The 18,065-nt window shown below is 62.7% G+C and carries 18 protein-coding genes; 13 read left to right on the top strand and 5 right to left on the bottom strand.

The annotated features are described in order from the left end of the window. Positions 1 to 2 precede the first annotated feature (2 nt). The 5 genes from Q1A89_RS14820 to Q1A89_RS14800 all read left to right on the top strand — a co-directional run bounded on the left by Q1A89_RS14820 (position 3) and on the right by Q1A89_RS14800 (position 5,429). Entirely contained in the window at positions 3 to 1,475 is a 1,473-nt protein-coding gene (locus Q1A89_RS14820) for an FAD-dependent oxidoreductase (protein WP_299729784.1), read from the top strand. A gap of 73 nt (positions 1,476 to 1,548) precedes the next feature. Further along, positions 1,549 to 2,709, top strand: a complete 1,161-nt coding sequence (gene hflK / locus Q1A89_RS14815; protein ID WP_299729781.1) for an FtsH protease activity modulator HflK — start codon at positions 1,549 to 1,551, stop codon at positions 2,707 to 2,709. Beyond that, a complete protein-coding gene (gene hflC, locus Q1A89_RS14810; protein WP_299729777.1) occupies positions 2,709 to 3,596 on the top strand; it encodes a protease modulator HflC in 888 nt (295 codons plus the stop codon). Before hflK ends, hflC begins: the two co-directional genes overlap by 1 nt. Next, entirely contained in the window at positions 3,596 to 3,790 is a 195-nt protein-coding gene (locus Q1A89_RS14805; RefSeq protein ID WP_299729774.1) for a DUF2065 domain-containing protein, read from the top strand. The genes hflC and Q1A89_RS14805 overlap by 1 nt, the downstream gene beginning before the upstream one ends. A gap of 163 nt (positions 3,791 to 3,953) precedes the next feature. Beyond that, the gene (locus tag Q1A89_RS14800) at positions 3,954 to 5,429 is read left to right on the top strand and encodes a DegQ family serine endoprotease (RefSeq protein ID WP_299729772.1); all 1,476 of its coding nucleotides are present in this window, start codon (positions 3,954 to 3,956) and stop codon (positions 5,427 to 5,429) included. Positions 5,430 to 5,500: 71 nt separating this feature from the next. On the opposite strand, the gene Q1A89_RS14795 is transcribed toward Q1A89_RS14800, so the two are convergent. Both Q1A89_RS14795 and Q1A89_RS14790 read right to left on the bottom strand, forming a co-directional pair. Then, the gene (locus Q1A89_RS14795) at positions 5,501 to 6,028 is read right to left on the bottom strand and encodes a peptidoglycan-binding domain-containing protein (protein WP_299729769.1); all 528 of its coding nucleotides are present in this window, start codon (positions 6,026 to 6,028) and stop codon (positions 5,501 to 5,503) included. 65 nt (positions 6,029 to 6,093) lie between these two features. Further along, positions 6,094 to 6,528 (bottom strand): OB-fold nucleic acid binding domain-containing protein, encoded by a 435-nt coding sequence (locus Q1A89_RS14790; protein WP_299729767.1) that lies wholly within the window; start codon positions 6,526 to 6,528, stop codon positions 6,094 to 6,096. A 127-nt stretch (positions 6,529 to 6,655) separates the two neighbouring features. Here Q1A89_RS14790 and Q1A89_RS14785 point away from each other — a divergent pair, with 127 nt between their 5' ends. From Q1A89_RS14785 to Q1A89_RS14775, 3 genes are read left to right on the top strand one after another with little or no spacing between them, the layout of a single operon-like run. Then, complete coding sequence (locus Q1A89_RS14785; protein WP_299729765.1) at positions 6,656 to 6,979, top strand: 2Fe-2S iron-sulfur cluster-binding protein; 324 nt, start codon at positions 6,656 to 6,658, stop codon at positions 6,977 to 6,979. 35 nt (positions 6,980 to 7,014) lie between these two features. Then, entirely contained in the window at positions 7,015 to 7,812 is a 798-nt protein-coding gene (locus tag Q1A89_RS14780; protein ID WP_299729762.1) for a VCBS repeat-containing protein, read from the top strand. Further along, a complete protein-coding gene (locus tag Q1A89_RS14775) occupies positions 7,803 to 8,207 on the top strand; it encodes a hypothetical protein (protein WP_299729759.1) in 405 nt (134 codons plus the stop codon). The genes Q1A89_RS14780 and Q1A89_RS14775 overlap by 10 nt, the downstream gene beginning before the upstream one ends. Positions 8,208 to 8,302: 95 nt before the next feature. Here Q1A89_RS14775 and purD read toward each other — a convergent pair whose 3' ends face one another. Then, positions 8,303 to 9,577, bottom strand: a complete 1,275-nt coding sequence (purD, locus tag Q1A89_RS14770) for a phosphoribosylamine--glycine ligase (RefSeq protein WP_299729756.1) — start codon at positions 9,575 to 9,577, stop codon at positions 8,303 to 8,305. 70 nt (positions 9,578 to 9,647) lie between these two features. On the opposite strand from purD, the gene xseA reads away from it, so the two are divergent. Further along, the gene (gene xseA, locus Q1A89_RS14765) at positions 9,648 to 11,189 is read left to right on the top strand and encodes an exodeoxyribonuclease VII large subunit (protein ID WP_299729753.1); all 1,542 of its coding nucleotides are present in this window, start codon (positions 9,648 to 9,650) and stop codon (positions 11,187 to 11,189) included. 39 nt (positions 11,190 to 11,228) lie between these two features. Here xseA and Q1A89_RS14760 read toward each other — a convergent pair whose 3' ends face one another. After that, positions 11,229 to 11,624, bottom strand: coding sequence for a hypothetical protein (locus Q1A89_RS14760; RefSeq protein ID WP_299729751.1), 396 nt, complete (start codon positions 11,622 to 11,624; stop codon positions 11,229 to 11,231). 50 nt (positions 11,625 to 11,674) lie between these two features. Further along, a complete protein-coding gene (locus tag Q1A89_RS14755) occupies positions 11,675 to 12,709 on the bottom strand; it encodes an alkane 1-monooxygenase (RefSeq protein ID WP_366524497.1) in 1,035 nt (344 codons plus the stop codon). 214 nt (positions 12,710 to 12,923) lie between these two features. Between Q1A89_RS14755 and Q1A89_RS14750 the strand changes: the two genes are divergently transcribed. The 4 genes from Q1A89_RS14750 to Q1A89_RS14735 all read left to right on the top strand — a co-directional run bounded on the left by Q1A89_RS14750 (position 12,924) and on the right by Q1A89_RS14735 (position 18,059). Further along, positions 12,924 to 14,618 (top strand): NAD(P)H-dependent oxidoreductase subunit E, encoded by a 1,695-nt coding sequence (locus Q1A89_RS14750; RefSeq protein WP_299729749.1) that lies wholly within the window; start codon positions 12,924 to 12,926, stop codon positions 14,616 to 14,618. A gap of 54 nt (positions 14,619 to 14,672) precedes the next feature. Then, positions 14,673 to 15,485 (top strand): hypothetical protein, encoded by an 813-nt coding sequence (locus tag Q1A89_RS14745; RefSeq protein ID WP_299729747.1) that lies wholly within the window; start codon positions 14,673 to 14,675, stop codon positions 15,483 to 15,485. A 41-nt stretch (positions 15,486 to 15,526) separates the two neighbouring features. Beyond that, positions 15,527 to 17,077 carry a signal recognition particle-docking protein FtsY gene (gene ftsY / locus Q1A89_RS14740; RefSeq protein WP_299729744.1) on the top strand — a complete coding sequence of 517 codons (1,551 nt, stop codon included), beginning with the start codon at positions 15,527 to 15,529 and terminating at the stop codon, positions 17,075 to 17,077. A gap of 79 nt (positions 17,078 to 17,156) precedes the next feature. Beyond that, on the top strand, positions 17,157 to 18,059 hold the full coding sequence (locus Q1A89_RS14735) for an EamA family transporter (RefSeq protein ID WP_299729742.1): 903 nt from the start codon (positions 17,157 to 17,159) through the stop codon (positions 18,057 to 18,059). The last annotated feature ends 6 nt before the right edge of the window (positions 18,060 to 18,065 follow it).

The following is an 18,065-nucleotide window of genomic DNA, read 5'->3' as shown; positions in this document are numbered from 1 at the left end:
CGATGGCGGACTATGATTATGACCTGTTTGTCATTGGCGGTGGATCAGGCGGCGTGCGCGCCGCCCGCGTGGCTGCCGGAGATGCGGGGGCCCGCGTCGCCCTGGCCGAAGAGGACCGCTATGGCGGGACTTGCGTGATCCGGGGCTGCGTGCCGAAAAAGCTGATGGTCTTTGCCAGCGAGTTTGCCGAAACCGCAAGTGTCGCCAACGCCTATGGCTGGAACATGTCGTCAGGCAGCTTTGACTGGAGCAGCTTTCGCGGCCATCTGGAAAAGGAACTGGATCGCCTTGAAGGGGTCTATCGCACGCTGCTGAAAAACTCTGGTGTGGACACGTTCGATGCCCGCGCGCGCCTCAAGGATGCGCACACCGTCGAGATGTCCAACGGCGAGACGCGGACCGCCAAGACCATTCTGGTCGCCACCGGTGGCCGTCCCGTGCGTCCCGACATGCCCAATGCCGATCTGGGCATTGTTAGCGACGACATCTTTCACCTCGAAACCCTGCCCAAGTCCATTCTGATCATCGGCGGCGGTTATATCGCCTGCGAGTTCGCCTGCATCCTGCACGGGTTGGGCGTTGAAGTGACACAGTATTATCGCGGCGCGCAGATCCTGCGTGGCTTTGATGACGAGGCGCGCGGACTGATCGCGGAATCGATGCGCGAACGCGGGATCGAGCTGCACACCGGCACCAACATCGTCGAGATGGCGCCCGCCAGTGCGGACCATTCGATGACCGCCGTCCCCACCGCATCGGATGCGGCCATGGGCGCCAGCGCTCAGCAAGGCTCGGTGATGGCGGGTGAAGGTGACACAGGCGCAAACCGGGGTGGCCCTGTCTGGATCAAGGCCACCAACGGGCACGAGCGGGTTTTTGACTCCGTGCTTTTTGCCACCGGGCGTGACCCCAACACCCGCGATATGGGCCTCGAAGAGGTTGGTGTCGAAATCGGACGTCGCGGCGAGATCGTGGTGGACGAATTCTCCAAAACCGCCAGTGACAGCATCTATGCCATCGGCGACGTTACCAACCGCGTGAACCTGACACCGGTCGCCATTCGCGAGGGCATGGCCTTTGTCGAAACGGTGTTCAAGAACAACCCCACAGCCGTCGATCACGATCTGATCCCGTCGGCCGTTTTTACCCAGCCCGAGATGGGCACCGTGGGTCTGAGCGAAGAGGATGCGCGCGAGCGCGAAGAGGTTGAAGTCTATTGCACTTCCTTTCGCCCGATGCGCACGGCCTTTGCCGGCAAACCCGATCGCGTGCTGATGAAGCTGGTCGTGAGCAAGGCCAACCGCACCGTGCTGGGCTGTCACATCGTCGCACCGGACGCGGGTGAAATGATCCAATTGGCCGGAATCGCCATAAAAATGGGTGCAACAAAGGAAGATTTCGATCGCACGGTTGCGGTTCACCCCACAATGTCCGAAGAGATCGTAACGATGAAGACACCCATGCGGACTGCTTGAATTTCTGATAAAAAAGCACAGGTACAGGGACAAGGTGCAGCACGACTGCACGGCAAGAGGAGAACTACACCATATGGCTGGCAATACGGGCGGCCCCTGGGGGGGTGGCGGAAAATCGGGCGGTGGAGATGACGACGGTCCACGTCGCCCCGATCGCGGCAATGGCGGGCAACGCCCGAACAATGACGGACCGCAGATCCCTGAAATCGACGAGTTGGTCAAAAAGGGCCAGGAGCAACTGCGCGTCCTGATGGGCGGTCGCGGTGGCGGAGGCACAGGTGGTGGTCGCGGTGGCGGTGGCGGGGCTGGTCCCTTCCTTACCCGTGGCACCGTTGGGATCGCCATTGTGGCGGCGATTGTGCTTTGGGGGATGGCGAGCTTTTACACCGTCCGCCCCGAAGAAAAGTCAGTGGAGCTGTTCCTTGGCGAATTTTCGGCCATCGGCGAGCCGGGCCTGAACTTTGCCCCATGGCCGGTGATCACCGCCGAAGTGATCGCGGTCACAACCGAACGCACCGAAGAGATTGGTGTGGGTCGCGCCGGTTCCGAAGCGGGCCTGATGCTGACCGGTGACGAGAACATCGTCGACATCGACTTCCAGGTGCAATGGAACATCAACGATCCAAGCGCTTTCCTGTTCAACCTGCGTGATCCGCGTCCAACAATCCGGGCCGTGTCTGAATCGGCGATGCGCGAGATTATCGCGCAGTCCGAACTGGCCCCGATCCTCAACCGCGACCGTGGTGTGATTGGCGACCGGTTGCAGGACCTGATCCAGTCCACGCTGGACAGCTATGGCAGTGGCGTGAACGTCATTCGTGTCAACTTTGACAAGGCCGACCCGCCCGTTGAGGTGATCGACGCCTTCCGCGACGTTCAGGCCGCCGAGCAGGAACGTGACCGTCTGCAAAACGTGGCTGATGCCTACGCCAACCGTGTGTTGGCCGAAGCCCGTGGTCAATCCGCGCAGCTCTTGGAAGAAGCCGAAGGGTATCGCGCCCAGCAGGTCAACCAGGCCGAAGGTGAGGCGTCCCGCTTCTCCGCTGTTCTGGAGGAATATGCCAAGGCGCCCGACGTAACCCGTAAGCGTCTCTATCTTGAGACGATGGAAACTGTGCTGGGCCAGATGGACAAGATCATTCTGGATGAATCCGCCGGTGGCGGGGGGCAGGGCGTTGTGCCCTATCTGCCGCTGAACGAGCTGCGCCGCAGCAACACCGGAGGGTCGAACTGATGCGTCGTACTACATATCTGCTGCCGATCATCGTGATCCTTGCCGCCGTTGGCCTGTCGTCGATCTATATCGTGGACGAGCGTGAGAAAGCGCTGGTTCTGCAATTCGGTCGTGTCGTCGCCGTCAAGGAAGATCCCGGTCTCGCCTTCAAGATCCCGCTGATCCAAGAAGTCGTGCGCTACGACGACCGGATCCTCAGCCGTGACATCGACCCGCTTGAGGTCACACCGCTGGATGATCGTCGTCTCGTTGTGGACGCCTTTGCCCGCTACCGGATCGTGGACGTCAATCAGTTCCGTCAGGCTGTGGGTGCAGGCGGTATCGCCTTTGCCGAAGATCGCCTTGATTCGATCCTGCGGGCCGAAACACGCGAAGTGCTGGGTTCGGTGTCGTCCAACGACATCCTGAGTTCGGACCGGGCGGCATTGATGCTGCGCATCCGCAACTCGGCCATCGCGGAGGCCCGCGCGCTGGGTGTCGAGATCATCGACGTGCGTCTGAAACGCACCGACTTGCCCTCGGAAAACCTCGACGCGACCTTTGAGCGGATGCGTGCGGAACGTGAGCGTGAGGCGACGGACGAACGCGCCCGCGGTAACGAAGCGGCCCAACGCGTACGTGCCCAGGCCGACCGGACGGTGGTTGAACTGGTGTCCGACAGCGAACGTCAGGCCGAGATCATTCGTGGTGAGGCTGATGCCCGGCGCAACGCGATCTTTGCCGAAGCCTTTGGCGCGGACCCGGAATTCTTTGAATTCTATCGCTCTCTGACAGCTTACGAACGCGCGCTGAAGGGCAGTAACTCGACCATGGTGATGTCACCGGACAGCGAGTTCTTTAACTACCTGCGCTCGGATCAGGGCACCCGCAGCGCCGAAGGCGACTGATGGCCTGGGTGTTTCTGGCCCTTGGGCTGGTAATGGTCGTAGAGGGGCTGGCCTATGCGCTGGCCCCTTCGCTTATCGAACGGGTGCTTGAGGCGTTGCGCAGCCTGCCGATCCCGGCGCGGCGGCAATTCGGGCTTTTGGTGGCGGTCAGCGGCCTGATCTGCCTGTGGCTCGCCTTTTTCCTTGGCCTCTAATCGCGCAATCTTCACGCGTTGGTAACACGGTGTTGAAACCGTGAACGCGTAACCCATCTTTAATGTTGCATGGATGCAACCCTACATGCACCCTGTGCGCAATCGCGCAAATGTATGTGCAGAATGGCCATATCCGGCCCAGTGACGTTCCAGGAGAGACCTGATGCAAACACAGGCAATCGCTGTATCAAAGCAGATTCCAAACCCAAACATAATGCGGGCCCTTTGGCTTGGGGTCCTTGCACTGGCCTTTGTGCTTGTGCAGGCCGTGATGGCCCACGCCCGACCCGAAAGCCTCGCGCCCCTGGCCGAGCAGATCAGCCCCTCGGTGGTGAACATCACCACCTCGACCGTGGTCGAGGGCCGCACCGGTCCACAGGGCATCGTGCCCGAAGGCTCGCCCTTCGAAGACTTTTTCCGTGAGTTTCAGGATCGCAACGGGCAGGGCAACCGGCCCCGCCGCTCGTCCGCGCTTGGCTCGGGCTTTGTGATTTCCGAAGACGGCTACATCGTCACGAACAACCACGTGATCGAAGGGGCCGACGAGATCCTGATCGAATTCTTCAATGGTACCGAGTTGGAGGCCGAATTGATCGGCACCGACCCGAATACCGATATCGCCCTGCTCAAGGTCGAAGCCAGCGGTGCGCTGCCTTTCGTGCCCTTCGGCGACAGCGACGGCGCCCGCGTGGGTGACTGGGTGGTTGCGATGGGCAACCCGCTGGGCCAGGGCTTTTCCGTCTCGGCTGGCATCGTGTCGGCGCGCAATCGTGCACTGTCGGGTACCTATGACGACTACATCCAGACAGACGCGGCCATCAACCGGGGCAACTCGGGTGGTCCGCTGTTCAACATGGATGGCGAGGTGATCGGCGTGAATACGGCGATCCTGTCGCCCAATGGCGGCTCGATCGGCATCGGCTTTTCGATGGCGTCCAACGTCGTGACCCGCGTGGTCGACCAGTTGCAGGAGTTTGGCGAAACCCGCCGCGGCTGGCTGGGCGTGCGCATTCAGGACGTGACCGACGACATCGCCGAAGCGATTGGCCTTGAGCCTGCCGCAGGGGCGCTGGTGACATCCGTGCCCGAAGGTCCGGCCCTGGAAGCGGGCATGAAAGACGGTGACGTCATCCTCAGCTTTGCAGGTGTCGATGTCGAAGACACCCGTGGCCTTGTCCGTCAGGTTGGCAACAGCCCGGTGGGCGAAACGGTGCGCGTCGTGGTGTTCCGCGACGGGGAAACCGTGACGCTGCGCGTGACGCTGGGCCGTCGTGAAGAGGCCGAAGGCGCTGTGCCTGCGGTGGTCGAGGGCCCCGAGGACACGCCCGCCGATCCCGTGACCAAGGATGTTCTGGGCCTGACTCTCAGCACCCTCACGGACGAGATGCGGACCGAGCTTGGTCTGGGCGAAGATCAGGATGGTCTGGCTGTGACAGCGGTCGATGAAACGTCCGAGGCTTTTGAAAAAGGTCTGCGCGCCGGTGATGTGATCACCGAAGCGGGCCAGCAAAAGGTGACGTCCATTGCCGATTTCGAAACGCGTCTGGAAGAGGTCAAGGACGCCGGGCGCAAATCCCTGCTGCTGCTTGTGCGCCGGGGTGGTGATCCACGCTTTGTGGCGCTGAGCCTGGCCGAGTAGGCCTCTGCACCGAAAGAATCGAAAAGGCGCCCTTTGGGGCGCCTTTTTTGTTTGGAGAGGATCGGGGTCTGTCAGCCTGCCGCTGGCTGGACCACTGCGATCAGACCCAGCTTGCGGGCGGCGGCCACGGACAGTGTCTTGCTGTCGAGCCCTTCGTCACGCTGATAGCGTTGCACGGCGGCTTGCGTGGCATTGTCGATCTCGCCCGTGACAGCGCCACGGTAATAGCCGCGCGCGGCGAGCGCGCGTTGCAGGGACGAGACGAATTCGGGTGTCAGATCGGCGGCGCAGGGCACTTCGTACCATGTGTCGCGGCGGGGTCTGACCACCTCTTGGTGGGTTTCATCCTTGTAAATCGGGGCCGCCTGGACCCGACCATCGCTGCTGATCTGGGCGGGCTGCAACAGGACCTTACGGGTGACCGTTTCGACCACCGCCGGGCTGACCGTCTTGCCCCAGCAGGTGCCGGGGGCCGCGCCGGGTGGCGAGGTGGCCAGCGACACGGGGTCAATGTTGGAGGAGGTGACAACCGCGTTTTCAGCGCAGGCTGTGACAAGAAGCGCTGCCGCAAGGGCAGGGATTAGGGATATGGATCGCATGCTCGGGCCTCTGATTGGGCTTTTTTGTAAGCATAGCGCGGGGCGGGCGATCTGCATAGTCCCCGCTATTTGCGCCCGTCCCATGTTTCGGTACGCGTCTCGGCGGCCATCTGGCGGCCTGTGTCCTCGGCCAGCAACTGATCAAGCAGGGGCGAGATATCCTCGATCTCTTCGGCCAGCACGTGGGTGACGCTGTGGGCGCGCTGCATCCGCCCGGTCACCCGCAACATGCGCCCCGCCACCACCGCCCTGCGGAACCGTTCGTAGATGTGGCGCCAGACGATGATGTTGACCACGCCCGTCTCATCCTCGAGCGTGACGAAAATGACCCCTTTGGCGGTGCCCGGGCGCTGGCGCAGGATCACAAGGCCCGCCACCGCCACCCGCGCATTGACGGGCGGCATGTCCAGATCGCAGGCGCGCAGGCAGGACGGCGGGCGCGGCCAGGATCGGGGGCCTGTCCCTTGTGATGAGGGGCTGGAATTTTGAGCGACACGCATGTGAACAAAGATAGAACAAACCCGCCACGCCGCAAGGGGAAAAGACGTGTGACACAAAAGGGGCTGGCGGGGCGAAAAAGGGACCGTTAAAACCCTTCGGAGCGACAAAACCGAAGGGGCGCATTTGATGGCCAAGATTACCTATATCGAACACGGCGGCACCGAGCATGTGGTGGACGTGGCCAATGGCCTGACGGTCATGGAAGGCGCGCGAGACAACAACATCCCCGGCATCGAAGCCGATTGCGGCGGTGCCTGTGCCTGTTCGACCTGCCATGTCTACATAGCCCCTGACTGGGTGGAAAAGCTGCCCGCCAAGGACGATATGGAAACCGATATGCTCGATTTCGCCTACGAGCCGGACGAGACCCGCTCGCGCCTGACCTGCCAGCTGAAAGTGACGGATGCACTGGACGGGTTGGTCGTACAGATGCCCGAAAAACAGATCTGAGGATGCCGGGCAGGGCGCCGCGTCGACTGTTGCGCATGTGGCCCGGTTGCGCCCGCGGCGCGCGGCTGGCCTTGGGCCTGTGGCTGGCGTCCACGGCGCTGGTGGCAAGCGGTGCGCAGGCCCGCGATGCCTGTACGCCCGGCGACGGCGCGATCCTCGCCCAGACCTGTTTTCTGGGCGATCCACCCCCCGCACAACGCTATGGCCACGACATTCTTGGCGACACGCCGGAATGGGCCAACCTGACCCTCGATTGGGGCGCGGGTGCCGATGCAGCCTATACCGGCGGTGCGCCATCGCTGGTCATGCGCCTTGAGCGCGGCATTTTCGAAGACGTCGCGCCGCGCATCATCGCGTTGGACAACGATCCGCTGCCCGAGGTTTTGGTGGTCAACAGCGAGCCGGGGCGGGGTGCGCGCATCCTGATCCTCGATACGCAGGCGGATGGCGTGCGCGCCATCACCGGCCCGTTCATCGGCCAGCAGAACCGATGGTTTGCTCCGCTGGGGGCGGCTGATCTGGACGGGGATGGCATTGTCGAGGTGATGTGGATCGACCGGCCCCATTTGGCCAAAGTGCTGCGCGTGGCGCAGGTGCGCGGCGATGCTCTGGTGCAGGTCGCAGCCCTTGACGGGCTTACCAATCACCGCATCGGCGAGGCCGACATTGCCGGTGGTGTCCGCGATTGCGGCCGTGGGCCAGAGATGATCCTCGCCACGGGCAACTGGTCGCAGCTGGTGGCGATCAAATGGGACGGGGCGCAGTTTTCCAGCACCACGTTGGGGCGCGATACAACCCGTCCGGCCTTTGCCAAGGCGATGGCATGCAACTAGCACGACGCGCGGCACTGCTGTGTCTCTTTGCCCTGCCGGTCATGGCGCAAGAGCGTCTGACACCCGACGAATTCCTTGATCTGCTGGACCAGCGCACCGCGTCCTTTTCCACATTCCCCAACCGCCAGCCCGTGGGGACCGAACAGTTCCTGTCGCGCACCCGAACTGTCTGGGCCCGCGCCAACGGCACCTGCGCATATGGCACGGTCAGCGCAGAGGAGGGGCAGGTGTGTTTTAACTATGACGACGACCTGCCCGGCGCGCGCCATTGCTGGGTTCCGTTTTTGCGCGATGCACGGCTTTTTGTGGCCTCGACCAGTGATCTGGGCGAGGTGCAGGAGGTCGTGCAGATCACCGATGATCCGGTCGCGTGTACGGAGGCGCCGATTTCCTGACGCGACGCATCCTTCCTTGAGGCCGAGCTATCGAAGGCTCCGCCAGGGTTTATTGCGGCATAAACCGAGGCTCGCCATAGCGCAGCCGCGATACCCTAGCCGTCCTGATCCAGCGCCCGCCAGCCGATGTCACGTCTGCAAAAGCCGCCCGGGAAGTCGATGGCATCGACCATGGCATAGGCCTGTTTGGCCGCGTCTTGCAGTGTGTCCCCGCGCGCTGTGACGTTCAGAACGCGCCCGCCAGAAGCGGTAACCGCGCCATTCACTGACGTCGTACCTGCGTGAAACACCATCTGGCTGCTGGTCTCGGGCAGGGCGTCGAGCCCGCCGATCACAGCCCCCTTGTCGTAAGCATCGGGGTACCCATTGGCCGCCATCACCACCGTCATCGCGTGATCGTCGGCCCAGTTTACCTGCGCCTCGGCCAGCCGCCCTTCGGCAGCGGCATGCATCAGATCAAAGGCCTGCGCACCGAGGCGCATCATCAGTACCTGACATTCCGGATCACCAAAGCGGACGTTGTATTCCACCAGACGCGGTGCGCCATCCTCGATCATCAACCCGGCATAAAGCACCCCCTGATAGGGCATGCCGCGCGCCGCCATCTCGGCCATGGTGGGGCGAATGATTTCGGCCAGCGCGCGTTCGGCGATGGCATCCGTCAGCACGGGCGCGGGGGAGTAAGCGCCCATGCCGCCGGTGTTGGGGCCGGTGTCGCCTTCGCCGACGCGCTTGTGATCTTGGGCTGTACCGATGGGCAGCACGTCACTGCCGTCGCAAAGCACAAAGAACGAGGCTTCTTCGCCGGTCATGAACTCTTCGATCACCACTTCGGCGCCCGCACCGCCAAAGGCGCCGCCGAACATGTCATCGATGGCGGCATGCGCGTCTTCAACCGTTTCGGCGATGATCACGCCTTTGCCTGCGGCCAGACCATCGGCCTTGACCACGATGGGCGCACCTTCAGCGCTCACATGGGCCTTGGCCGCTGCGGCATCGGTGAAATGGCCATAAGCGGCGGTGGGGGCGTTGGCGGCGTCGCAGATTTCCTTGGTGAAGGCCTTGGAGGCTTCGAGCTGGGCCGCGGCCTGACTGGGGCCAAAGACCAAAACGCCTGCATCGCGCAAACGGTCGGCCACCCCGGCGGCCAGCGGGGCCTCGGGGCCGACAATCACGAAATCGATGGCCTCTTCCTCGACAAACCCCGCAACCGTGCCGCCATCATTGATGTCGAGAGCCGCGCAATCGGCGATGGCCGCAATGCCCGCATTGCCCGGGGCCACCACCAGCCGGTCACACTTTGGGTTCTGCAACACGGCCCAGGCCAGGGCATGTTCGCGACCCCCGCCGCCGAGGATGAGGATGTTCATGGGCTAGCACTCCTTGGCCTTTGTTGCCCCGCGTTCTAAGCTGCGCGGACCTCGCGTACAAGGACAGCCCATGGACCTTTTGGATGACCCCGTTCCCGGATCCAACACGCCCGAATTCTCGGTCTCGGAAATTGCGGGCCGGGTCAAGAAACTGATCGAGGGCGAATTGGGCTGGGTGCGCATCAAGGGCGAGGTCGGGCGCGTGGTTCTGGCGCGCTCGGGGCATCTTTATTTCGACCTCAAGGACGACCGCAACGTGCTGTCCTGCATGACGTGGAAAGGGCAGGTCAGCGATCTGGGCACCATGCCCGAGGAAGGGATGGAGGTGGTGGCCGAAGGGCGCATGACGGCTTCCGGCTTCCAGTCCAAGTTCTCGCTCAACGCCCAGCGGATCGCGATTGCAGGCGAGGGCGCGCTGATGGCGCTGCTGGAAAAGCGCAAGAAGGCACTGGCGGCCGAGGGGCTGTTTGATGAGGCGCGCAAAAAGCCGTTGCCCTATCTGCCCGAAGTGATCGGGGTGGTCACCTCGCTGCAAGGGGCAGTGATCCGCGACATCCTGCACCGCCTGCGGGATCGGTTTCCGCGCAAGGTGCTGATCTGGCCGGTGGCAGTGCAAGGCGCGGCCTGCGCACCCGAAGTGGCCCGCGCAATTGCGGGGTTCAACGCGCTAAGCCCCGGTGGCAGCATGCCGCGCCCCGATCTGATCATCGTGGCCCGGGGCGGTGGATCGGTCGAGGATCTGTGGGGCTTTAACGAAGAGGCGGTGGCCCGTGCGGCGGCAGCCTCCGACATTCCGCTGATTTCTGCGGTTGGGCACGAAACGGACACGACGCTGATCGATTTCGCCTCTGACCAGCGCGCACCCGCGCCGACAGCGGCGGCCGAGATGGCGGTGCCTGTGCGCCACGAACTCGCCGCTTGGGTGGAACAGGCGGGGGCCCGGATGTCGACAAGCGTGAGCGGTGGGATGTTGGCCCGCCGCCAGCGCCTGCGCGATCTGGCCCGTGCCTTGCCACGCCCAGACGCGTTGGTCGAAGGGCCGCGCCAGCGACTTGATGTGTTGGGTGACCGGTTGGGCCCGGCCCTGATCGCGGGTGTGCAGCGCCGTCGCGTGCGCCTGTCCGATGTATCGGGCAGCCTGCGCCCGGCGGTTCTTACGCGCCAGATGCGTACTGAACGCCAGCGCCTGACAGCGATGTCGGACCGACTCGCCCCGGCCTTGTCCCGCATTGCAGCCCGGCGGCGCGAGCAATTGGAGGCGCGGGTGAGCCGCTTTACCCCCCGCCTGCTCGCGCAGGACGTCGATCAGGCCAAGGTCCGGTTCGAAACGATCTGTGCCCGCCTGCAAGCCACCGGAACCCGCCAGATCGAGCGGCTGCGCCAGCGTCTGGACGGAATGGACAGGTTGCGCGAAACGCTCAGCTACAAGGCGACGCTGGCGCGGGGCTATGCGGTGGTGCGTGGCGCGGGTCAGATCGTGACAACCAAGGCTGCGGCAGAGGCGGCACCCGCACTGGAGATCGAATTCAGCGATGGGCGGCTCAAGCTTGGGGGCGGGCAGAGCGTGCGCAAAGCCAAGGCCAAACCGCCCGAACAGGGGTCACTGTTCTAGGGCGCAGCGCAGCTACGCCTTACGGGGGAAGACGCGGTTTCAGACGCCGATCTTGGGCCCGTAGCAGATCATCTCTTCGCCCACGTCCTGCGCCTCGTAGAGCGCCTCGCTTTCAGGGTTGTTCTCGAAACTCGCGATCAATCCGCCTGCGCCGCGCTCGAATGTCCAGCATTGCGGGTCGGGACGGTCTTCGTAGACAAAGCAGATGTTGGAGCCTTCGGCGTACCAGTACCCTTCCTTGCATTCCCCGTCGAGGAACGACCAGGTGACACGCCGGTTTTCGTGATATATTTCAGCACCATAAGGCGCGCCAGACTGACCATAGTAAAGGGTCTTTCCGGTCACATAGGCCTCAAATTCAGCCGCTGACATCGGGTCGGCCACAACGGGCGTGGCAAGAGAGAACAGGACAAGCACAGGCAACAGATAACGCATGGGCGCATCTTGGCAGAGCCTGGCGGCGAGAGCCAGTCGCAAGGACGTGATCAACTGGTCTGCGGCATCAAGTCGCCGCTCTGGTCCGCACGCCCGCGCCATGCTGCAACCCGGCGATCCATCAGCCGCCGCCAAAGTGGCGGGACCAGCGCGATCACCGCCATGACGGGCAGGGACTGGGGCAGCATCGGCATGGTCTGTGCATCCAGTTCAAGCTGGGGAAAGGCCTTTGCGGGGCGAGTATGGTGCGCCGAGTGGCGCGGCGCATTCAGCATCATCGCCGAGGAATACCAATGCGGCGCGTTCCACGAATGCTGCGGCCCCATCGGTTCGCGCCGCCCATCGCCCATCACGCGCCGTTCCAGCCCGTAGTGCTGGACATAGTCCGACAGCATCAACTGGATCTGCGCATAAATCGCGATGGCGACCAGCCCGATCAAACCTGCGGTGTCGCCAATGGCATAGGCAGCCGCAAGGCTCGCAATCGCGCCGCCCACATAAGCAAGGTAGGGGGCGGGCCAGCGCGCGCCGCCATGGCGCTGTCGTTCGGCCCGCAGACCGGCGCGGAAACTGCCCACCCATGTGCGTGGCAGATATGCCCAGAATCCCTCGCCGCGCCGCGCGGTGGCCGGATCCTTGGGCGTGGCCGCATGCACGTGATGCACCAGCCGGTGCGCGCTGGTGTGATGCCCGAACAGAAGGCTCGCATAATTCGCCGCGCCCAGCCGGAACGCCCATCGGTCCGAGCGGTGGATCAACTCATGCGCGTTGGAGTTCGAGATTTGCCCGAAGTAAAGACCGCAGCCAATTAACAGCAGCACCTTGTCGAGCAGCGGCAGGCTTTCGTTCATCGCCCAGACAGCGCCCCCAAGAACCACGAAATGCACAAGACCAAGGGCGACAGACAGGCGATGCCCGTCCGCATCGCTGACCGGTGCCACCCGCCCGATCTTGTCCAGACCAAAGGTCAGCACGGTGATTGCCAGAATAGCACTGATCGCCGAGATGCCCCCCCAAAGGCAGGCCGCCAACAACAGCGTAGCGGGCAAAAACGTTGCAACAACAAAGGGCAACAAGCGTAACATCTACCAGAATCACTCCGACATTTGGTTGCGCGCAGCCTATCACGGCAGGCCTGCGCACGCCTTAACCGCAATGCCGCAGGTCCCCCCCGTGTCCCATGCGCGCCACAGTGTGGTGCATCGGCGCGGTATTTACGCCGCGACCGGTCGCTTTTGGGCTGATTGCACGGGCACGGCGCTGATAGAGTCGGGGCAAATCGGGCCAAGGGAGTGCGGCATGGCGCTGGATCAGTCAGAAAAAGGCAAAGGTGTCTGGAAATCCGGCAAGGGCCGGGGCCGGGTGCGTCCCAAGGGCCGCGCGCTTGAGGATCAGGCCTGGGACGAGGTCCGCGCCCTGCTCGGAGACCGTCCGCGCCGCGCCGATCTGCTGATCGAATTCCTGCACCTCATTCAGGATGCGCACGGCCATCTCGGCGCAGCCCATCTGCGCGCGCTCGCAGAGGAAATGCGCATGAGCATGGCCGAGGTCTACGAAGTCGCGACCTTTTACGCCCATTTCGATGTGGTCAAAGAGGGTGAGGCCCCACCGCCCGCGTTGACCATCCGCGTGTGCGACTCGCTCAGTTGCGAACTGGCCGGAGCTCAAGCGTTGAAATCGGCCCTTGAGGACGGGCTTGACCCCGCCGAGGTCCGCGTCTTGCGCGCGCCCTGCATGGGCCGCTGCGATACGGCCCCGGTGCTCGAACTGGGGCACAACCATATCGACAACGCGACCCCGGAAAAAGTGCAAGCGGCGATTGCAGCAGGCGATACGCACGCCCATGTGCCGGAGTATGAGACCTTTGAAACCTACATAGGATCAGGTGGTTACGAGACGTTGCGCACCCTGCGTGCGAACGGAGACTGGCAGGACGTTCAAGCCCGGATCAAGGAAAGCGGCCTGCGCGGCCTGGGTGGTGCAGGATTTCCGTCGGGTACCAAATGGGGCTTTGTGCGCGGCAATGAAGGACCACGCTATCTGGCTGTAAACGGGGACGAGGGCGAGCCCGGAACCTTCAAGGATCGCTACTACTTGGAGCGTGTTCCTCACCTGTTTCTCGAAGGCATGTTGATCGCCGCATGGGCGGTCGAGGCTGAAACCGCATTCATCTACATGCGCGACGAATACCCCGCCGTGCTGGAGATTCTGGCCCGCGAAATCAAGGCGCTGGAGGCCGCGGGCGTCGTCGCGCCGGGCTATATCGACCTGCGCCGCGGGGCCGGTGCCTATATCTGTGGCGAAGAATCCGCGATGATCGAAAGCATCGAAGGCAAGCGCGGCATGCCCCGCCATCGCCCGCCTTACGTGGCGGCCGTGGGTATCTTTGGACAGCCGACGCTGGTGCATAATGTCGAAACCCTGCACTGGATCGCGCGGATCTGCCGCGAGGGGCCAGAGGTGCTGAACGCCACGGAAAAGAATGGGCGCACCGGCTTGCGCAGCTACTCCGTTTCGGGACGCGTGGCCAAGCCGGGGGTGTACCTTTTGCCTGCGGGGTCAACCATCACCGACATCATCGCCGAGGCAGGCGGCATGGCCGACGGTCATGTTTTCAAGGCCTACCAACCCGGCGGGCCGTCCTCGGGCCTGTTGCCCGCCACAATGGACGACATCCCGCTCGATTTCGACACGTTGCAGCCCCATGGCACCTTCATCGGCTCGGCGGCGGTTGTGGTCCTGTCTGATCAGGACCGGGCGCGGGATGCCGCCCTGAACATGCTGCGGTTCTTTGAGGATGAAAGCTGTGGCCAATGCACGCCTTGCCGCGTGGGTTGTGAAAAAGCGGTTAAGCTGATGCAGGCCGACACATGGGATAAGGGCCTGCTGGGCGAGTTGTGCACCGCGATGACGGATGCGTCGATCTGTGGACTGGGGCAGGCGGCCCCCAACCCGATCAAGCTGGTGATGCAGCATTTCCCGGATGAGGTGTGATAGCGCTTGCCGGTTTCCAACTCCTAAGACTTCTGGTACGTCGACGTTTGTTGCTTGGTGGAGATCGGCGTGGTGCAACACATTGCGAGTATGTGGTTTGACGGCCCGCTGCGGTTTGTGGATCAAGTGTGTTTGCGCTCTATGGCGGCATCTGGGATGGATGTTACTCTCTTTACCTATGGCGATGTGACAAACGTTCCGACGGGCATTACTGTTCGGGACGGTAACGAAATTCTCGATCGCAGTCTCGTCAAACGTCTCGTACCAATTGCAAAGAAGGCTCAAGCCGCATGGTTGCCAACTGTGCAGTTCAGCGATTTTTTTCGCGTGTTTCTACAAAAAGCAGGGGAAGAGAAAATTTGGCTGGATACAGATGTGTTGTTATTCCAGCCTTTCGAATTTGATCTTTCGCAAGTCTACTTCGCTCGCGAAAGCAAAGTCGGGATCGGCGCTTCAGTTTTTTATTTGCCTCCAAAGCATCCAATCATTGCGGAATATGAAAGGCTGCTGGAACAGGATGATCTGACTCCAGATTGGCTTGAATTCAAGCGACGCGTCGTGCGACCGGCATTTTACAAGCTCACGCGAACTGCTTTCTCACCTTCCGATCTGGGGATCACAATATATGGGAATGAGGCTTTCCGTTCACTGGCTCGTCGTCATGGCGTTTTTGGTCAGGCTCGACCAAAATATACCTTTTATCATTGGACTGGTTCGCAATGCGAAGATGTGTACAAAGCGGTGCCTTGGTCATTCTTTTACGACGACCCAAAACACATTGGGCTTCATATTCACAAAAAGACAGAGGATGCACTTCATCCAGAGGTGGGTAGCTTGTGGCATAGCGCAATGGTGAAATATGCATGAATTTGGCGACGCTTGTCCCCACAGTATTCGCGAGTGATTGAGTGGCATTTTTCAAGAAACTCAAGGATCGCTTGTTCAAATCCTCCTCCAAGATTGATGAGGGGCTTGAGGCGATTGTCGACGATGGTGGCGTCGAGGAGCAGGTCGAGGTTACGCAGGTTGATCCGGAGGAGGAGCGGGCCGCAGAAGAAGCGCGCTCTGCCGACGCAGCCCGTCTAGCCGAAGAAGCCCGCGCTGCTGAGGAGGTCCGTTTAGCAGAAGAGGTCCGCCAGGCGGAAGCAGCCCGTCAGGCGGACGCCGCCCGCGCCACCGAAGAGGCACAACGCGCCGCAGCCGAACAAGCCGCCGCCGAGGCTCGTGCCCGTGCCGAAGCCGCGGCGGCAGAGGAAGAACGCAAAGCCGCCCTTGCTGCCGCCGAAGCACTGGCCAGCGAAGAAGAGGCCGCCGCAGCTCGCGCCGCCGCCGAAGAAGCGGCCCGTGTTGCCGCCGAAGAAGCGGCCAATGCCGCCGCCGAAGCGGCTCGGGCAGCGGAAGAACGCGCCCGCGCCGAAGCCGAACAGGCCGAAGCCGCTCGCCGCGCCGAAGAAGAACGCGTCGCCCAAGAGGCCGCCGCCCGTCGCGCCGAAGCTGAAGCAAAAGAAGCCGAACGTCGCGCCGCAGCCGCCGCGCTGACCGAACCGACCCCATCAGAGCCCTCAAAGAAACCCGGCCTTCTGGGCCGCCTCATGGGGCGCACCGAGGCCAAGACGGTCGTCCGCCGCACGCTGGACGACGACATGCTCGAACAGCTCGAGGAATTGCTGATCGCCGCCGACATGGGTGTCGATACGGCGCTGCGCGTCACCGCCAATATGGCCGAGGGGCGTATGGGGCGCAAACTCTCGGTGCAGGAAATCAAGGAACTCATGGCGGGTGAAATCGCGCGGATCATGGAGCCCGTGGCCAAGCCGTTGCCGCTCTACCCCCAGACCCCGCAAGTGGTGCTGGTGGTGGGTGTGAACGGGTCGGGCAAGACCACGACCATCGGCAAACTTGCCAGCCAATTCCGCGCCGCCGGCAAATCCGTCGTAATCGCAGCAGGCGACACCTTCCGCGCAGCCGCCGTCGAACAATTGCAGGTCTGGGGTGACCGGGCAGGGGTGCCCGTGCTGACCGCCCCCGAAGGATCCGACCCCGCCAGCCTCGCCTTTGAGGCGATGACCAAGGCGCAGGATTCCGGTGCGGATCTGCTCATGATCGACACCGCAGGCCGCCTGCAGAACCGGGGCGATCTGATGGAGGAACTGGCCAAGATCGTGCGCGTGATCCGCAAGAAAGACCCAAGCGCGCCGCATAACACGCTTCTCGTGCTGGATGCCACGACCGGGCAGAATGCACTCAATCAGGTCAAAGTATTCCAGGAAGTCTCGGATGTCTCCGGCCTTGTGATGACCAAGCTCGATGGCACAGCCAAGGGCGGCGTATTGGTTGCTTTGGCCGACAAGTTCGGTCTGCCGATCCACGCCATCGGGGTGGGTGAACAGATCGATGATTTGCAACCCTTTGATCCCGAAGACTTCGCCGCCGCGCTCACAGGTCTCGACATCGCGTGACAGGGTCCACCTTCTCTGTTTTGAAAAAATCCTCGGGGGGCCCGAAGGGCGGGGGCAGACAGCCCCCTCGCCGGATGCCATGACGGACTGGCTGATCAGCATCGAGGGGACTGAAACAGGCCATCGGATGGCCCTTGTCCTTGCCCTGCTGGCGGCCTTTCTGCATGCAGTGTTCGGCGCGTTGCAAAAGGGGCGACACGATCCGTGGCTGACGCGCGGGGCGATTGATGCCTCCTACGGGCTGATGGCCGCCCCCTTTGCGCTGCTTGTGGTGCCCTGGCCCGAGGCGCATATGTGGCCGATCTTTGCCACCGTCTTTGTGATCCACGCCATCTACAAGCTGCTGCAGGCCTGGGCCTATACCAAGGGGGCCTATACGGTTGTCTACCCCGTGGTGCGCGGCACCGGGCCGCTGTTTACGGTGATCGGGGCCTATTACCTGTTCGGAGAGGTCTTTACCCTCACCCAGTGGCTGGGGGTTGCGGTGCTGTTGGCAGGCATCTTTGGGCTCGCGCTGTACAACATGCTCTACCTCACCTCCGAGCGGGACACGCTGAACGCGGCCCTTGGGCTGGCGGTGGTCACGGGACTGTTTGTGGCGCTTTACACGACCTATGACGCCTACGGCATCCGCGCGACGGAAAACCCGTTCACGTTTCTAGCGTGGTTTTTCATGATCGACGGTCTCTTCATGCCGCCCATTGCCTATATGCGCTGGAAGCGTATGCAAAACCCGCCCTCATTGCCGCCTCTGGCGTTGCGCGGTGTGATCGGCGGGGTGGTGGCGTTTTTCAGCTTTGGCTCGGTCATGATGGCCACGCGGCTCGACAAGGTCGGTGAGGCGGCGGTGCTGCGCGAAACATCCACTGTCTTTGCGGCCATTATCGGTTGGCTGGTGCTGAAAGAAACGGTAGGACCACGCAGAATTGCCCTGATGGCGCTGATCGCGCTGGGTGCGGTGATCGTGGAAATGGGCGGATAACGAGGG

Source organism: uncultured Tateyamaria sp. (assembly GCF_947503045.1).
GTDB lineage: Bacteria > Pseudomonadota > Alphaproteobacteria > Rhodobacterales > Rhodobacteraceae > Tateyamaria.
Note: the sequence above shows the minus strand (reverse complement) of the source record. Positions and strands in the feature narration are given on the sequence as shown.

Bases quoted from the DNA above. Each gene is read 5' to 3' on its own strand.
- Q1A89_RS14750 (WP_299729749.1), top strand. From the start codon at position 12,924: ATGGCGCTGGATCAGTCAGAAAAAGGCAAAGGTGTCTGGAAATCCGGC.
- Q1A89_RS14775 (WP_299729759.1), top strand. From the start codon at position 7,803: ATGCAACTAGCACGACGCGCGGCACTGCTGTGTCTCTTTGCCCTGCCG.
- xseA (WP_299729753.1), top strand. From the start codon at position 9,648: ATGGACCTTTTGGATGACCCCGTTCCCGGATCCAACACGCCCGAATTC.
- hflC (WP_299729777.1), top strand. From the start codon at position 2,709: ATGCGTCGTACTACATATCTGCTGCCGATCATCGTGATCCTTGCCGCC.
- Q1A89_RS14805 (WP_299729774.1), top strand. From the start codon at position 3,596: ATGGCCTGGGTGTTTCTGGCCCTTGGGCTGGTAATGGTCGTAGAGGGG.
- Q1A89_RS14790 (WP_299729767.1), bottom strand. From the start codon at position 6,528: ATGCGTGTCGCTCAAAATTCCAGCCCCTCATCACAAGGGACAGGCCCC.
- hflK (WP_299729781.1), top strand. From the start codon at position 1,549: ATGGCTGGCAATACGGGCGGCCCCTGGGGGGGTGGCGGAAAATCGGGC.
- Q1A89_RS14800 (WP_299729772.1), top strand. From the start codon at position 3,954: ATGCAAACACAGGCAATCGCTGTATCAAAGCAGATTCCAAACCCAAAC.
- Q1A89_RS14820 (WP_299729784.1), top strand. From the start codon at position 3: ATGGCGGACTATGATTATGACCTGTTTGTCATTGGCGGTGGATCAGGC.
- Q1A89_RS14735 (WP_299729742.1), top strand. From the start codon at position 17,157: ATGACGGACTGGCTGATCAGCATCGAGGGGACTGAAACAGGCCATCGG.
- Q1A89_RS14760 (WP_299729751.1), bottom strand. From the start codon at position 11,624: ATGCGTTATCTGTTGCCTGTGCTTGTCCTGTTCTCTCTTGCCACGCCC.
- purD (WP_299729756.1), bottom strand. From the start codon at position 9,577: ATGAACATCCTCATCCTCGGCGGCGGGGGTCGCGAACATGCCCTGGCC.
- Q1A89_RS14780 (WP_299729762.1), top strand. From the start codon at position 7,015: ATGTGGCCCGGTTGCGCCCGCGGCGCGCGGCTGGCCTTGGGCCTGTGG.
- Q1A89_RS14785 (WP_299729765.1), top strand. From the start codon at position 6,656: ATGGCCAAGATTACCTATATCGAACACGGCGGCACCGAGCATGTGGTG.
- Q1A89_RS14755 (WP_366524497.1), bottom strand. From the start codon at position 12,709: ATGTTACGCTTGTTGCCCTTTGTTGTTGCAACGTTTTTGCCCGCTACG.
- Q1A89_RS14795 (WP_299729769.1), bottom strand. From the start codon at position 6,028: ATGCGATCCATATCCCTAATCCCTGCCCTTGCGGCAGCGCTTCTTGTC.